The organism is Micromonospora rubida (assembly GCF_009908295.1).
Taxonomy (GTDB): domain Bacteria; phylum Actinomycetota; class Actinomycetes; order Mycobacteriales; family Micromonosporaceae; genus Micromonospora; species Micromonospora rubida.
The window spans coordinates 588,069-603,091 of record NZ_JAAALO010000004.1; the positions used below are offsets into that span (position 1 = coordinate 588,069).

Genomic DNA, 15,023 nt, shown 5'->3' on the forward strand with positions numbered 1-15,023 from the left:
CATGACCTTCCCCGGCCTGGACCGGATCGAGGCGCTGGCCCGCAACCTTGACGGCTGGCAGCGGGAGCTGGCTTCCCGGATGACCGAGCTGGAGCAGAGCAGCGCCGAGGGGGTGAGCGACTCCGGGCTGGTGCGGGTCACCGCAGGCGCGGACGGCAAGATCCTGTCGTCCGAACTGGACGCCCGGGCGATGCGTCTCGACTCGTACACGCTGGCGGAGGAGTTCACCGCCGCCGCGAACCGTGCGCAGGAGGCCGCCGCCGCCCGGGTGCGTGACCTGGTCGGCGAGGTCGTCGGCGACCGCGCCGCCGGCCAGGACCGCCCCGCCGGGCGCTCCGGCCAGGACCCCGCCGGGCGCTCCGGCCAGGACCGCACCGCCGGGTACACCGGCCAGGACCGTACCGCCGGGTACGACCGGTTCGACCGGTACTGACGCCATGCCGGATGGCCCGTACGCCGAAGGGGTGTCCCGGCTGCTCACGCCCGGCGAGCGGCTGCTCGCCGTCGCGGAGGCCGACGTGGCGGCCGGGGTGACCGCGCCGGAGCCGCCGGCCGGACCGAACGCGGACGCCGGCGCGGGCGGTGGCCCCGGCCTGCTCGGAATCCTGCTCAACGTGCTCTCCCCGCTGGTGGTCTTCGCCGCCGGCGACCGGGCGGTCGACCGCGTCCTGCACGGCGTGGCCGGGCGCGGCGCACCCGGCTCGGCGGCGTCCCGGCTGGCCCTGGCCGACCGGCAGGTCGCCGCGCGGCCGGGCCTGCGGGAGCGCGTGCTCGCGGCCACCGACGGCCGGCTGCTGCTCTGCGTCACCGGCCCCACCTCGATCTGGTCCGGAGGCGGTGACCCGTCCACCGCCGAGCTGGAGGTGGCCTGGTCCGTGCCCCGGGCGGCCGTCGCCGCCGCCCGGGTCGGCCGGCACCGGCTGAACCCGAAGCGGCTGCGGATCGACTTCACCGACGGCTCCTGGGCCGCCTTCACGGTGCCGATCGCCCAGTCTGGCGACCCGCTGCGCGCGATCGCCGCCGCCCTCACCTGAGGGGTCACCCTCCCGTCCGGCGCGGGCTGACTTCGCTAGCGAAAGTGGAGGCCTCACCTTGAGCGTGTCGCAATGACCGCCCATTCAGCCTGTGCCGTCGAGGTCGATGACCTCACGGTCACCTACGGGTCCACGATCGTCCTCGACGCCGTCAACCTGCGGATTGCCGAGGGCGATGTCGTCGCGCTGGTCGGAGAGAACGGGGTGGGCAAGTCCACGCTGCTGCGCTGCGTCGCGGGTCTGCAGGAGCCGTCCGACGGCGCGGTCACGGTCTTCTCCATGACGCCCGGGCGCGGCGTCGAGTTCTGGCGCCAGGTCGCGACCACAGTGGAGTCACCGAGCTGGTATCAGGGGCTGACGGTGCGCGAGCACCTCGACCTGGTTCGGGTCGCCAACGGCGGGGACCCGAACGACGGGCACATCGACGTCCTCTGCGACCTGCTGGGGCTGACCGGCCTCGCCGACAGCCTCCCCATCACCCTCTCGTCCGGCCAGCGCCAGCGTTTCCTCCTGACGGCCACCTTCGTCCGCCCGAGCCGGCTGCTGATCCTGGATGAACCGGAGCAACGCCTCGACACCGGAATCAAGGCCGCCGTCGTGACGCACCTGCGCGACTACGTGGCGTCCGGCGGCACCCTCGTCATGGCCAGCCACGACGAGGGCTTCTGGCGGAGCGTCGGCGCGACCGCTGTCCCCCTCAGCAGGCCGGACAGCTAGCCGGTGACCCTGACCCGCGTGCCGACACCCGGCCACCCGGTCGACGACGTCAACATCCGTCGTTGGATCCGTCGGCGGCGGATCGCCGCTGACGGCCGGGTCGACGTCAGCACCATTTACACGGTGACCCTGGCGTCGCTGATGGCGGTCGCACTCGTCGGCCAGCCGGTCGTCGCGGTCGTCTGGCCGCAGGAGCCACCGGCCGCCGGGCCGTCCGCGACGGTCCTCGTCGGTGCGGTGGCGGTGCTCGCGGCCTTCTTCGTCGTACTCCGCCAGGTGGGTCCCCTGGCGATCAGCCGCAGCGACGCCACCTGGCTGCTGCCCGCGCCGGTGTCTCGCCGCATGCTGCTGACGCCGGCGCTGGCGCTGACCACCGTCGCGGCGCTGGCGCTGGGCGGCGTGACCGGCCTCGCCGTGGCCGGCCACCTTGTCGCCCGGCCGGCGGGAACGGCCGTCGTCGTGGCCGGCGCGGCCACCGGCGGCGCGGCCGCGATCCTCGTGGCGCTGGTGGCCCTGTACTGCCAGCGGCGGCCGAGCACGGCCCGCGTCGCCGACGGGGCGGGTGTCGCCGTCGGGGCCGGCTGCCTGGTGGTGGCGGCGGGCCTTCAGATGTACGGCGAGCTTCGACTGCCGGTCGGAGGGACGCCGCCGGCGGCCGTGCAGCTCGCCCTCGGCTGCTTCGCCCTCGTCAGCGCCATCGGCGCGGTGGTCGCGGCGCTTCGGCGACTCGACGGTTGGCCGGCGTCCCCGATCGCGGAGGCGTCCGTCACCGCGGGCGCCTACTCCGACGTCGTCTACGCCGTCGAACCCTCGTTCCTGACCGAGATGAGCGCGCGCAGGTTCTGGCGACGGCGGACGGGCATCCGCACGACCAACCTGATCGCACGACGGCGCATACCGCCACTCGTGGCGCAGGACCTGCTCATCGCGCGCCGGAAGGTGGGCAAGCTGTGGTGGCTCGCGGGCGGTGCCGCGCTGCCCACCCTCCTCGCCGACGGCCCGGGCTGGTTGCTGGCGGGCGTACTCCTCATTGGTGCCCTGGCTGCCGCCGGCCTCACCTCCGAGTCCACCCACAGCGACGCCGCGAACCCGGCGATGCTCCGGCTGCTCGGCGTTCCGGGTCGCTGGGTGACCGCCCAGAGACTCGTGGTCCCCGCCGCCGTCGCGGCCGTCTGGGGTGCGCTCGCCCTCGGCGGCCTACAGGTCGCCGGCGTGCTCGACGGCCCGTGGTGGGCTCTCGGGATCGCGGCGGGGCCGGCCGTCGCCGTCGGTGCCGTCCAGCGCGCCAGGGCCAGCGCCGCCAGCATCGGCACGATCCTCATCGACACCCCACTCGGCGCGTTCCCCGCCGGCATGCTCCTCTGGCTCGCCAACGGCGTGGACGTCCTGGCGATCCTCACCCTGCCGGTCTCTGTCGGCCTGATCACCGCGCGGGCTCCCGACGTGCTCGGCTGGCCCTGGGTGCTGGCGCAGGCGGCGTCATCGGCGCTGGGCTGCCTGATCCTGCTGATCCTGGCGAAGAGGTCCACCGCTGCCGCCAGCGCGCTGTGACCTGGCCCGAGTCACCCCAGCGGGGCGGGGAGGGGGGCCGTGTGCAGCACCGTCAGCCGGGAGACCGCCCGGGTGAGCACCACGTACAGCCGGTGCAGGCCACGCGGCTCGGCGGCCACGATCGCGGCCGGCTCTACGACCACGACGTGGTCGTACTCCAGGCCCTTGACCAGCGTCGCGGGGACGACGGTGACCCGCGCGGCGGTCTCCACGTCGTCGGCGGTCGCGGTGTCGATCCCCGCGTCGGCGAGCGCCGCGCGCAGCCCGTCCACCACGTCGTCGGCGGCGATCACGCCGACCGAGCCGTCGTACGCCAGCGCCGCGCGCACCTCGGCCGCCGTCGCCGCCGTCAGGTCGTCCACGGTACGCACGTCCAGCGCGCCGTCGCGGCGCAGCGACTCGGCCGGGGGCACGTCCACCTCCAGCGCCGGCAGCAGCCGGTTGGCGAACGCCACCACGGCGGCGGGGACCCGGAAGCCGATGCTCAGCGGCACCACCACCGCGTCCGGCTTGCCCAGGTGGGCCAGGGACTCCCGCCAGTCGCGGGCGGCCCACGGGGCGGTGCCCTGGGCCAGGTCGCCGAGCAGGGTGACCGACCCGTGCTCGCTGCGCCGGGCGAGGGCCCGGCACTGCATGGGGGACAGGTCCTGCGCCTCGTCGACCACCACGTGCCCGAAGCCGGCGGGGCGCTCCAACAGCCCGGCGGCCTCGTCGACGAGCACCGCGTCGGCGGCCGCCCACTTCGCAGCCTTCGGGGTACGGGCCGGCTTCGCCCAGGTCAGCAGCGCCTGCTCGGCGTCGGTGAGCACCCCGTCGGCGGCCGCCGCGAGTGCCGCCGGGTCGGCGAGCAGGGAGTGCACCAGCCCTTCCGGGGTGAGCGCCGGCCAGACCGTGTCCAGGAAGTCGGTGACCGGCCGGCACTTCCCCATCCGGCGCAGCCAGGCGTCGCCCGGCGACTCGGCCCGGCGGGCCTCGGCCTGGCGTTGCAGCAGGCCGACCACCCGGGCCCGGACCCGATCCCGCCCGGTGGCGTACGGCAGCCCTTCCCGGCGGGTCTCCTCGACCAGCCGGTGCAGCGGGTCGAGGCCGATCCGCCAGCGGAACGACCCGTCGGAGACCGTGATCGGCTCGGTCGGCGCGGCGATCCGCGACTCGACCGCCCGGCGCAGCACCTCGGCCATCCGCGGGTCGTGCTTGAGGATGGCCACCGCAGGGTCCTCGACCGCCCGCACCGGCACCCGGGCGATCAGGTCCTCCACGGTCGCCTGCTCGACCTCGACCTCGCCGAGCGCCGGCAGCACCGCCGCGATGTACGACAGGAACGCCCGGTTCGGCCCCACGATCAGCACCCCGGAGCGGCGCAGCCGTTCCCGGTGCAGGTAGAGCAGGTACGCCGCCCGGTGCAGGCCGACGGCCGTCTTCCCGGTGCCCGGCGCGCCCTGCACACAGATCGAGTCGGCTAGGTCGGCGCGGACCAGCTCGTCCTGCTCCGGCTGGATGGTGGCGACGATGTCCCGCATCGGCCCGACGCGGGGGCGCTCGATCTCGGCGGTGAGGATGCGGCTGGCCGTGCCCAACTCCTCGCCCCGGTCCAGCCGCTCGTCCTCGAAGCTGGTCAGCGCGCCACGGTCGAAGCCGAAGCGGCGGCGCACGGTGACGCCCTGCGGGTCGCGGGCGCTGGCTCGGTAGAACGCCCGGGACACGGGCGCCCGCCAGTCCAGCACCAGGGGCTCGCCGAGGTCGTCGGTGACGTGGCGGCGGCCGACGTGGTGCTCCTCGTCGCCGAACGTGAGCCGGCCGAAGAACAGCGGGGTGTCGGGCTGGTCGGCCAGTTCGGCGACGCGGCGGGACAGGGTGCGCCCCAGCATCTCGGCCGTGTACGCGTCGCCGGCGACGTTGTGGCCGGTGGCGAAGAGTGCCTCGGTCCGTCCGCGCATGCGGGCCAGCGCGGCTCGGGACGCGTCCAGGTGGGCCCGTTCGGCGGCCAGTTCGGTGTCGAGTGAAACGGGGGCGTGCAGGGTCATCCGACGTACTCCTCGGCGCGGGAAACTACGCTGCCGCTCGCGTTTCCGGCACGGGAGCCGGCGCGGGGACGTCCGCTGCGGTGCTCGACACCGCGGCCGTCGGCGGGAGCGAACAGTCTACGCCGAGTCCCGCTGCCCCGGCAGGCGGTTTACCGGTACGGGCCGTGGGTTGGCCGGGCCGTCCCGACGGCGGGATCATGGGGCCATGACCGAGGCGCAGCCCGAGCGGCAGCGGGTGAAGATCAGCGATCCGCAGGTGATGCGGGCGCTGGCCCACCCGGCCCGGCTCGCGATCATGGAGCATCTCAGCTCGCTTCCGGGTGGGGCCACCGCCACCGAGTGCGCGGAGCTGGTCGGGCTCTCGCCGAGCGCGACCAGCTACCACCTGCGCGCACTGGCGAAGTTCGGCCTGGTCGAGCAGGCGCCGAGCCGGGGCGACGCCCGGGAGCGGGTGTGGCGGGCGTTCAGCCCGTCCTACTACGTGGAGGCGGGCCAGGCGGCCGACTCCGAGGCACGGGCCGCCGAGCGGGCCCTCGTGGAGGCGCACATCGCGCGGGACACGCAGCGGACCCGGGACTGGCTCCGCCGGGCGCCCGAGGAATCCCCGGAGTGGCTCGCCGTCGGCTCGTTCAGCGACAGCGTGCTGCTGCTCAACGCGGAGGAGTTGGGCGCACTCAACGAGGCGGTCCAGGGCCTGCTGGCGCCGTACCGCCGCTGGCTGCGGTCGGACCCGCCGGCCGGGGCGCGCACCGTCGCGGTGCAGTGGCGGGCGGCGCCCATCGACTGAGCGGGGCACACCGGGCGGTGGAGGATTGCCAGCGGCAAGTGTGAAGGATTATCTTCGAAGTATGTCCTTCACGTCTGCCCGGTCGCGCTGGTCCGACGTCTGGCTCGCCACCGTCGCCCGGGGCGTCTCCAGCTGCGGGGACTTCCTCGCGGCGAGCGCCCTCACGCTGGCCCTACAGTCCGCCGGGGCCGGCGGGACGGCCGTGTCGGGGCTGCTGATCGCGGCGACCCTGCCGCTGGTCGCGCTCGCCCCGCTGACCGGGCGGCTCGCCGACCGGGTGGACTCCCGCACCCTGCTGGTCGGGGCCGGCCTGGCCCAGGCCGCGATCTGCCTGGCCCTCGCGTACGCGCGGCACCCGGCCCTGGTGATCGGCCTGGTGGCGCTGCTCGCGGCCGGCCTCGCGGTCACCCAGCCGGTGCTCTCCGCGCTGGTGCCGGCGATGGTGCGGCCGGCGGACCTGCCCCGGGCCAGCGCCCTCAACCAGACCGCCGGCACCCTCGGCGCGCTCGCCGGCCCCGCGCTGGCCGGGCTGCTGGTCGGCGGGTTCGGTACCCGCCTCCCGCTGCTCGTGGACGCCGCCAGCTACCTCGTCCTGGTCGCCGCCGGCCTGCTGATCCGGACGCGCCGGGGCGGCTCCCGGTTCACCGTCCCCGTGAAGCCCGAGGCCGGGCCGACGCCCGGGGCGGAGCCGGTGACGCACGGGGCCAAGCCGGCCGCAGGAACCGGGCCGGCCGCAGGGGGCTGGCGGCTGCGCCGGGACCCGCTGCTCGTCGCGATGGTGGCCTCGCTGGCCGGGGTGATCGGCGCGGTGGGGGCGATCAACGTGGTCGAGGTGTTCTTCATCCGGGAGACGCTCGGCAGCTCCACCACGGTCTACGGGCTGGTCACCGGCTCCTGGACGCTCGGGGTCGTGCTGGGCGCCTGGGCGCTCGCCCCGCTGGCCCGCAGGCTCACCGACGACGGCCGGCTGCTCGGCACGGGCCTGTTCCTGCTCGGCGGCTGCTGCCTGGCGGTGCTGGGCTCCGCCGCGGTGCCGTCCGCGTGGCTGCTGGTGCCGGTCTGGCTGCTCGGCGGGGTGGCCAACGGCGGGGACAACGTCCTGAACAATGTGCTGCTGGCGCGTCGGGTGCCGCAGGTGGTGCTGGGCCGGGCGTACGCCGTGTTCGGGGCGGCCACCCAGGGCGCATCGATGGTCGGCTTCGCGGCGGGCGGCCTGCTGCTGGAGCTGGCCGAGCCCCGGCCGCTGGTGGCGGTGTGTGGCCTCGCGGGCCTGCTGGCGGTGGGCGCGTTCGCCGTGCCGGTCGCCCGGGCGGCTCGCGTCGAGCGAGCCGCCACCGCCCGGCGGGGCTCGGCAGCCTCGGGGCCGGATGCGGAATTGGCCACTCCGAGCGTCGCCCGCTGAGCCCCGGGCAGGCCCCGGGGATACGGTCAAAGCATGACTGACCGCATCGCCCGCCCCCGGGTCGGACACATCCAGTTCCTGAACTGCCTGCCGATCTACTGGGGTCTGATGCGCTCCGGCGCCCTGATCGACGTCGACCTGCACAAGGACTCGCCGGACCGGCTCAGCGCCGCGCTCGTCGCCGGGGACCTGGACATCGGGCCGATCTCGCACGTCGAGTACCTGCGCCACGCCGATGAGCTGCTGCTCCTGCCCGGCCTCGCGGTGGGCAGCGACGGCCCGGTGCTCTCGGTCAACGTGGTGTCTACCCGGCCGCTGGCCGAGCTGGACCACGGACGGGTGGCCCTCGGCTCGACCTCCCGCACGGGCGTGCTGCTGGCCCGGTTGCTGCTCGGCGAGCGGTACGGCGTGAACCCCGAGTACTTCCGCTGCCCGCCCGACCTGACCCAGATGCTGCTGGAGGCGGACGCCGGGGTGCTGATCGGCGACGTGGCGCTGCGGGCGCTCTACGAGGCGCCCCGGCGCGGCCTGGAGGTCACCGACCTCGGCCAGGCCTGGCGGGAGTGGACCGGGCTGCCGATGGTCTTCGCCGTCTGGGCGGTACGCCGGGACTTCGCCGCCGCCCACCCCGGCCTGGTGAAGGAGGTGCACGAGGCGTTCCTGCGCTCGCGTGACCTCTGCCTCGCGGAGCTGGACCAGGTCGCCGAGGCCGCCGCCCGCTGGGAGCCGTTCGACGCCGAGACCCTGGCCACCTACTTCCGGGCGCTGGACTTCTCGCTCGGCGAGCGGCAGGTGGCCGGGCTGCGCGAGTTCGCCCGCCGGGCGGCCGAGATCGGCGAGGCCCCGGCCCTGCCCGAGGGCGGCCCGGAGTTCTTCGCCGGCTGACGGCGCGGCCTGTGGGCGTGCGTGCGCGTGTGCCTGCATGTGCGCCTGCGCGTGCCTGCGTGCGCTGTGTGTGCCTGTGTGGGCGGCCGGCTCGGGCCGCTCTGAGTTGGCTAACCCCCTCCGTTGCCGCCTATGGACCTGCCCCGTCTGCGCTACCGGGGCGGCGGTAGCACGAACGGGGCAGCTCCATAGGCGGTGCCGAGCACCACCCGCGGTCCGGACGCGAGGGGCCGAGGGGGCCACCGTCAGGTGGTCGAGCGCAGTACCGCCTCGGTGATCTTCTGGCAGTTCTTCATGCCGTACTCGTAGCCCATGTTGATCGGGTAGCGGACCATCACGCCCATCGTCCAGTTGTCGCCGATGGCCAGGCAGTTGATGTGCATCTCCTGCTCCTTGGTCCGGTCGATCCAGCCGTTCTTGATGGCGATCTTCTTCCGCTCCGACTCCGGGAACGCCTTGCGGATGCCGAAGTCGCCGGCACCCCGGACGAGCCGCATCTCGTTGATCAGCCACTTCGTCCACTTGGGGCCGGCCGCGCGACCGTCGGAGATGCACGCGCCGAGTCGCGCGGTGTCCCGGGGGGAGAGGGCGGTCCGGCTCCAGCCCCCGTCGGCCGCGACGCTGCTGTCGGTGGTCTTGCAGATGGAGATCAGCCGCTTGATCGACGCGGCCCGGCCGACGGAGTTGTAGAACTGCTCGGCCCGGGTGTTGTCGCTGTCCCGGATGATCCGGGTGGCGTCGGCGAGCTTCGCGTCGCTCGGCGCCTGCCCGGCCTTGTCGGCCAGGCGCAGGTAGTCGGCGACGATCCAGGCCTTGATCAGCGACGCGGTGGTGTTGGTCTCGTCCATGTTCCTCGAACCGATGATCTTCCCGGTCCGGGTGTCCAGCACGCTCCAGGCGTACCAGCCCTCGATGTCGAGGTCGATCTGCTTGTCGGCGAACGGCAGCGGCTCCAGCGACTTCGACGGCGACGGGCTGGCCGTGGCGCTGGGACGCGAGCTGCGGTCCGGTGCCTGGGCGGCCGCGCGGTCGACCGGGGCGGACGGGTCACCCCACTTGGCGGCGGCGGCCGAGACCAGCGGGGAGCCGGGCATCAGCCGCAGCGACACCAGCACGAGCCCGATCAGGACGACGGCGATCACGATCAGCCGCAGTGGGGAGGCGTCCCCGCCGCGGGCCCGGCGGTTGCCCGCCATCAGAGCTTCCCGACCGGCTGCTGCGGCACCTTGAGCGCGGCGCCCGGCTGCGGGGTGACCAGTTGGGTCGCCACGCTGGCGCAGACCTTCGCGCCGTAGGACAGACCGCTCTTCTGCGGGTAGCGCAGCATGACGGCGAGGCTCCACTTCTCGGTGACCGAAAGGCAGTTGACGTGCCAGTTCCCGTCGTAGTTCAACGGCGTCCAGCCGTTCTTGATACTGACCGGGCCCTGCGCCTTGATCCCGGCCGGCAGGCCGTCGACGATTCCCCACTTGCCGCCGCCGGACTTGAGCTGCTGTTCCTTGACGCTGCCGCGGACCTTGCTCATCTCGTCGAGCACCCACTTGGTCCACTTCGGCCCGGCCGCCTTGCCGTTGGCGATGCAGTCGCCGAGCCGGACGGCGTCCCGGGGGGACATCCGGGTGAAGCTCCAATAGCCCTCGTACCCGGAGACGTTGCCGCGCTTGGTGTCGGTGAGGCCGCAGATGCTGATGGCCCGCTTGATCACCGGGTTCGGCTGGCCGTTCGGATACACCTTGTACGAGCCGCCCGCCGCGCGGTGGACGGCGTTCGCCGCGTCGTCGTTGCTGTCCCGGATGGCCAGGCTCGCCTGCTTCTTCAGCGTGGCGGAGGGCTCCTTGTCGCCGAGTTGGCGCAGGTAGTCAGAGACGATCCAGGCCTTGATCATCGACTCGGTGGAGTTGGTCGAGGCCAGGTTCTTCGAGCCGGAGATGGTGCCGGTGGCCCGGTCCATCAGGGCCCAGGAGAAGAACTCGCCGGAGAAGTTCACCGAGACCGGGCCGGCGGCCAGGGCCGGCGGCGGTGGGGCGGTCGGCTCGGGGGCCGCCACGCTCTGCGTGCCCCCGCCGGATCCGCCGGTGTCGTCGTCGGAGAACTGGGCGTAAGCGGCGGGAACCAGCATGGCGCTGCCCAGGAGGACCGCCACGACGGCGAGCACCATGGCCACGCGAGGTCGCATGAGTGGATGAACTCCAGATGTCAGGGCCGGGGGGCCCGGTCGTTTTCCGAACGGGTCGGCGTGATCGCCGAGGCCGGGGGAAGCGCCTCCGTCTGTCGCTGGCAATCGTCGGCAGCCGATCGGTGTGACCGGCAAAGTCTACGTCCGGACGACCCTGATGCCAGGATCCGACGCCTGTCAGGTTGCTATGAAGGCGGAATATTGGACCGCTTCGCCAATCTTGAGGGCTTTCACCTTTGTTTAGTGACTCATGTCATACCCCTGACCGACCTGCGCCGACACCAGGCGTGACTGTTCGTGACGGAAGGTGTCTCCGGAAACCTGTGACACCCTCTGGTGTCGCAAGTGGCGAGCTGTAACACTTGCTGCCATGTATGGCAACGACTTCCCCGCCCCGGACGACGCGCCCGGCGGCGGCCTGCTCGGCGAGGTGGCGGCGGCGGAGGCGGCGCTGCGGGAGGCGGCGGCCCGGCGGCGCGGTCGCGCCCCCGACCCGGACACCGACCTGGAGGCGTACTTCGCCGACGTGATCGACGCCGACCAGAAGATCGAGCCCCGCGACTGGATGCCCGAGGCGTACCGGAAGACTTTGATCCGGCAGATCGCCCAGCACGCGCATTCCGAGATCATCGGGATGCAGCCGGAGGGGAACTGGATCAGCCGGGCGCCCTCGCTCAAGCGCAAGGCGATTCTGCTGGCCAAGGTGCAGGACGAGGCCGGGCACGGCCTCTACCTGTACGCCGCCGCGGAGACCCTCGGCATCAGCCGGGACGAGCTGGTGCGGCTCCTCCTCGACGGGCGGCAGAAGTACAGCTCGATCTTCAACTACCCGACCCTGACCTGGGCGGACGTGGGCGTGATCGGCTGGCTGGTGGACGGCGCGGCGATCGTCAACCAGGTCCCGCTGTGCCGCTGCTCCTACGGCCCGTACGCCCGGGCGATGATCCGGGTCTGCAAGGAGGAGTCGTTCCACCAGCGGCAGGGCTACGAGATCCTGCACGTCCTGGCCCACGGCACCCCCGACCAGAAGGCGATGGCGCAGGACGCGGTCGACCGCTGGTGGTACCCGTCGCTGGCCATGTTCGGCCCGCCGGACGGCGACTCCACCCATTCCGCGCAGTCGATGGCGTGGAAGATCAAGCGGTTCTCCAACGACGAGCTGCGGCAGCGCTTCGTCGACATGTGCGTGCAGCAGGCCGAGATCCTCGGCCTCACCCTGCCCGACCCCGCCCTGCGCTGGAACGACGAGCGGCAGGCGTACGACTACACCCAGCCCGACTACGACGAGCTGATGCGGGTGATCAAGGGCCAGGGGCCGTGCAACCGGCAACGGATGGAGCACCGCCGGCACGCCCACGCCGACGGCGCCTGGGTGCGCGAGGCGGCCACGGCGTACGCCGCCAACCAGGCGGAGAAGAAGGAGAAGGTAGCCGCATGACCGAGCAGTCCCCGCTCTGGGAGGTGTTCGTGCGGGCCCGGCGCGGGCTGGCGCACACCCACGTCGGCAGCCTGCACGCCCCCGACGCCGAACTGGCCCTGCGCAACGCCCGGGACCTGTACACCCGCCGCCAGGAGGGCGTCTCCATCTGGGTGGTGTCGGCCGGCGCGATCACCGCGTCCAGCCCGGACGAGAAGGACGCCTTCTTCGACCCGGCGGCCGACAAGGTCTACCGCCACCCCACCTTCTACGAGGTCCCGGACGGGGTGGCCCACCTGTGAACGGCCCCTTCGACTTCGCCCTCGCCCTCGGCGACGACGCGCTGATCGCCGCCCAGCGGCTCGGCGACTGGACCAGCCGCGCCCCCGAGATGGAGGAGGACGTCGCGCTGACCAACATCGCCCTCGACCAGCTCGGCGCGGCCCGCCTGCTGCTCACGTACGCGGGCGAGCTGGAGGGCGCGGGCCGGGACGAGGACGCGCTGGCGTACCTGCGCGACGACCGGGAGTTCCGCAACTGCCTGCTGGTCGAGCTGCCCAACGGCGACTTCGCGGTGACCGTGGCGAAGCTGTTCTTCCTGTCGGCGTACCAGCTCCCGCTGTATGCCGCGCTGGCCGGCTGCGGCGACGAGCGGCTGGCCGCGATCGGGGCCAAGGCGCGCAAGGAGTCCGCCTACCACCTCGACCACGCCTCGCTCTGGGTGCGGCGGCTCGGCGACGGCACCGCCGAGTCGCACCGCCGGATGCAGGCCGCCGTCGACCAGGTCTGGCCGTACGTCCACGAGCTGTTCGCGCCGTTCCCGGGCGCGCCGGTGGACCCGACCACCCTGCGCGCGGCGTTCGACGCCGCCGTGGACCCGGTGCTCGCCGAGGCCACGCTGGCCCGGCCTGCGGACGGCTGGGCACCGGCGGGCGGGCGGGACGGCCTGCACACCGAGCACCTGTCGTACCTGCTCACCGAGATGCAGGTGCTGCACCGCGCCCACCCGGGGGCTCAGTGGTGAGTGCGAGGGACGCCGTGGCTGCGGTGGTGGACCCGGAGATCCGGGTGATCACCATCGACGAGCTCGGCATCCTGCGGGCGGTCGACGAGGACCCGGCCACCGGCCGGGTGACCGTGACCATCACCCCCACCTACACCGGCTGCCCGGCGATGGACGTGATCCGCGCCGACATCCGCCGGGCGCTCTCCGCCGCCGGCCACCCCGACGCCGAGGTCCGCACCGTCTACAGCCCGGCGTGGAGCACCGACTGGATCTCCGAGACCGGTCGGGCGAAGCTCGCCGACGCCGGCATCGCCCCGCCCGACACGGTCCGGGCCGGGCAGGTCGTGCCGCTGACCCTCGCCGTCCGCTGCCCCCGCTGCGGCTCCCCGGAGACCGAGCAGATCAGCCGGTTCGGCTCCACCGCCTGCAAGGCGCTCTGGCGCTGCCGTTCCTGCTCCGAACCCTTCGACCACCTGAAGGCGCTGTGACTGTCACGATCACCCGCCCGGTCCGTCGCCGGCCGGCCTTCCACCCGCTGCCCGTCGTCGCTGTCGACCGGCTCACCGCCGACGCCGTGGCGATCACCTTCGCCGTGCCCGAGGAGCTGCGGGAGACCTTCGCGTTCCGCGCCGGCCAGCACCTCACCGTGCGGCGCGTCGGGGAGGACGGGGAGGACGTGCGGCGGTCGTACTCGATCTGCTCGACGCCCGACGACCTGGCCCGGCACGGCCGGCTGCGGATCGGGGTGCGGGAGATCCCCGGCGGCGCGTTCTCCGCGTACGCCTGCGGCGCCCTGCGGCACGGCGACACCGTCGAGGTGCTGCCCCCGCTCGGGCACTTCACCACGGCGTTCGCGCCGGACCGGGCCCGCCGCTACGGCGCGGTGGTCGCCGGCTCCGGCATCACCCCGGTGCTCGCGCTGGTCGCCACCGCCCTGGCCGTCGAGCCGGCCAGCACCTTCACCCTGGTGTACGGCAACCGCTCGGCGAACTCGGTGATGTTCGCCGAGGAGTTGGCCGACCTGAAGGACCGGTACCCGACCCGGCTGCACCTGGTGCATGTGCTCTCCCGCGAGCGGGGCGAGTCGCCGCTGCTGTCGGGGCGGATCGACACCGGGCGGCTGGGTTGGCTGCTGGAGACCATCGTGCCCGGCGACGCGATCGAGGAGTGGTTCCTCTGCGGCCCGTACGGGATGGTGGTCGACGCGAAGGCGGTGCTGGCGGAGCGCGGCGTGCCGGAGTCGGCGGTGCACGCGGAGCTGTTCCACGTCGCCGAGGCCCCCGCGCCGCCGCGCCGCCCGGCCGACCAGCCCGGCGCCGGGGCGGAGGTGACGATCGTGCTCGACGGCCGGTCGTCGTCGGTGACGATGGGCCGCGAGGAGCGGGTGCTCGACGCGGCGCTGCGGGTGCGCGCCGAGCTGCCGTACGCGTGCAAGGGTGGGGTCTGCTCGACCTGCCGGGCGAAGGTCGTCGACGGGGCGGTGACGATGGCCCGCAACTACGCCCTGGAGCCGGACGAGGTGGCGGCCGGATACGTCCTGACGTGCCAGTCGAGCCCGGTCACCGACACGATCACGGTCGACTACGACGCCTGACCCGCCCCGCCCGGATAGGGGACCCGGCAGCCTTTCGGGCGGCGGGTGAGCCGGGTTCCGCGCTTCGCGGCAGGGGCATGTGTCGCGGACACTATGGAGCTGCCCTCACGAACGGGGCACGCCTCGGAGCGGTTGCCGGACCGGGCGGCTGGTCCCATGAACGGGGCAGCTCGATAGGTCGTGAACAGCGTCCATCTGGGTCACCGCCAGGCCGCAGGCGATCAGTCGCCGCTGCGGACGTGGGCGATCCAGTAGCTGAGGTCGGAGTGGTGCTCCGTGAGGACGACCGGCTCGCCGCAGGCTTCCTCGATCAGTTTGACCGCCTCGTCCAGGTGCGCAGGCTGATGATCCCAGTCGTCGTCCACGAACAGGTGCAGGCCGCCCCCGCCGAACCCGCCCATATTCCGGGAACCCCGTTCCGCTAACTAGG

General features: G+C 73.5%; 16 protein-coding genes. 12 read left to right on the plus strand and 4 right to left on the minus strand.

Annotated elements, in window-relative coordinates; all coding sequences use genetic code 11:
• Nucleotide 1: 1 nt before the first annotated feature.
• The 4 genes from GVV04_RS17190 to GVV04_RS17205 all read left to right on the plus strand — a co-directional run bounded on the left by GVV04_RS17190 (nucleotide 2) and on the right by GVV04_RS17205 (nucleotide 3,302).
• Nucleotides 2-433, plus strand: coding sequence for a YbaB/EbfC family nucleoid-associated protein (locus GVV04_RS17190; protein ID WP_161689036.1), 432 nt, complete (start codon nucleotides 2-4; stop codon nucleotides 431-433).
• Nucleotides 434-437: 4 nt separating this feature from the next.
• The gene (locus GVV04_RS17195) at nucleotides 438-1,034 is read left to right on the plus strand and encodes a hypothetical protein (RefSeq protein WP_161689037.1); all 597 of its coding nucleotides are present in this window, start codon (nucleotides 438-440) and stop codon (nucleotides 1,032-1,034) included.
• Nucleotides 1,035-1,106: 72 nt separating this feature from the next.
• Nucleotides 1,107-1,751: an ABC transporter ATP-binding protein gene (locus tag GVV04_RS17200; protein ID WP_161689038.1), complete on the plus strand. Its 645-nt coding sequence runs from the start codon at nucleotides 1,107-1,109 to the stop codon at nucleotides 1,749-1,751.
• Between the two features lie 9 nt (nucleotides 1,752-1,760).
• Nucleotides 1,761-3,302 carry a DUF6297 family protein gene (locus tag GVV04_RS17205; protein WP_201753728.1) on the plus strand — a complete coding sequence of 514 codons (1,542 nt, stop codon included), beginning with the start codon at nucleotides 1,761-1,763 and terminating at the stop codon, nucleotides 3,300-3,302.
• An 11-nt stretch (nucleotides 3,303-3,313) separates the two neighbouring features.
• On the opposite strand, the gene GVV04_RS17210 is transcribed toward GVV04_RS17205, so the two are convergent.
• Nucleotides 3,314-5,326 (minus strand): HelD family protein, encoded by a 2,013-nt coding sequence (locus tag GVV04_RS17210; protein WP_161689040.1) that lies wholly within the window; start codon nucleotides 5,324-5,326, stop codon nucleotides 3,314-3,316.
• A gap of 205 nt (nucleotides 5,327-5,531) precedes the next feature.
• On the opposite strand from GVV04_RS17210, the gene GVV04_RS17215 reads away from it, so the two are divergent.
• The 3 genes from GVV04_RS17215 (at nucleotide 5,532) to GVV04_RS17225 (ending at nucleotide 8,400) form a co-directional block, all read left to right on the plus strand.
• Nucleotides 5,532-6,113 carry an ArsR/SmtB family transcription factor gene (locus tag GVV04_RS17215; protein ID WP_161689041.1) on the plus strand — a complete coding sequence of 194 codons (582 nt, stop codon included), beginning with the start codon at nucleotides 5,532-5,534 and terminating at the stop codon, nucleotides 6,111-6,113.
• Nucleotides 6,114-6,174: 61 nt separating this feature from the next.
• Nucleotides 6,175-7,515, plus strand: coding sequence for an MFS transporter (locus GVV04_RS17220; RefSeq protein ID WP_161689042.1), 1,341 nt, complete (start codon nucleotides 6,175-6,177; stop codon nucleotides 7,513-7,515).
• 33 nt (nucleotides 7,516-7,548) lie between these two features.
• On the plus strand, nucleotides 7,549-8,400 hold the full coding sequence (locus tag GVV04_RS17225; RefSeq protein ID WP_161689043.1) for a menaquinone biosynthetic enzyme MqnA/MqnD family protein: 852 nt from the start codon (nucleotides 7,549-7,551) through the stop codon (nucleotides 8,398-8,400).
• 245 nt (nucleotides 8,401-8,645) lie between these two features.
• On the opposite strand, the gene GVV04_RS17230 is transcribed toward GVV04_RS17225, so the two are convergent.
• Nucleotides 8,646-9,596 carry a serine hydrolase gene (locus GVV04_RS17230; protein WP_161689044.1) on the minus strand — a complete coding sequence of 317 codons (951 nt, stop codon included), beginning with the start codon at nucleotides 9,594-9,596 and terminating at the stop codon, nucleotides 8,646-8,648.
• Complete coding sequence (locus GVV04_RS17235) at nucleotides 9,596-10,576, minus strand: serine hydrolase (protein ID WP_161689045.1); 981 nt, start codon at nucleotides 10,574-10,576, stop codon at nucleotides 9,596-9,598. Before GVV04_RS17235 ends, GVV04_RS17230 begins: the two co-directional genes overlap by 1 nt.
• A gap of 370 nt (nucleotides 10,577-10,946) precedes the next feature.
• Between GVV04_RS17235 and paaA the strand changes: the two genes are divergently transcribed.
• Genes paaA through paaE form a run of 5 tightly spaced genes read left to right on the plus strand, consistent with a single transcriptional unit; the run spans nucleotide 10,947 to nucleotide 14,593 of the window.
• A complete protein-coding gene (gene paaA / locus GVV04_RS17240) occupies nucleotides 10,947-12,014 on the plus strand; it encodes a 1,2-phenylacetyl-CoA epoxidase subunit PaaA (protein ID WP_161689046.1) in 1,068 nt (355 codons plus the stop codon).
• Entirely contained in the window at nucleotides 12,011-12,295 is a 285-nt protein-coding gene (gene paaB, locus GVV04_RS17245) for a 1,2-phenylacetyl-CoA epoxidase subunit PaaB (RefSeq protein WP_161689047.1), read from the plus strand. The genes paaA and paaB overlap by 4 nt, the downstream gene beginning before the upstream one ends.
• Nucleotides 12,292-13,017: a 1,2-phenylacetyl-CoA epoxidase subunit PaaC gene (paaC, locus tag GVV04_RS17250; protein WP_161689048.1), complete on the plus strand. Its 726-nt coding sequence runs from the start codon at nucleotides 12,292-12,294 to the stop codon at nucleotides 13,015-13,017. The genes paaB and paaC overlap by 4 nt, the downstream gene beginning before the upstream one ends.
• On the plus strand, nucleotides 13,011-13,487 hold the full coding sequence (gene paaD / locus GVV04_RS17255) for a 1,2-phenylacetyl-CoA epoxidase subunit PaaD (protein ID WP_161689049.1): 477 nt from the start codon (nucleotides 13,011-13,013) through the stop codon (nucleotides 13,485-13,487). Before paaC ends, paaD begins: the two co-directional genes overlap by 7 nt.
• On the plus strand, nucleotides 13,484-14,593 hold the full coding sequence (paaE, locus tag GVV04_RS17260; protein ID WP_161689050.1) for a 1,2-phenylacetyl-CoA epoxidase subunit PaaE: 1,110 nt from the start codon (nucleotides 13,484-13,486) through the stop codon (nucleotides 14,591-14,593). The genes paaD and paaE overlap by 4 nt, the downstream gene beginning before the upstream one ends.
• 221 nt (nucleotides 14,594-14,814) lie before the next feature.
• Here paaE and GVV04_RS17265 read toward each other — a convergent pair whose 3' ends face one another.
• A complete protein-coding gene (locus GVV04_RS17265) occupies nucleotides 14,815-14,994 on the minus strand; it encodes a hypothetical protein (RefSeq protein WP_161689051.1) in 180 nt (59 codons plus the stop codon).
• Nucleotides 14,995-15,023 lie beyond the last annotated feature (29 nt).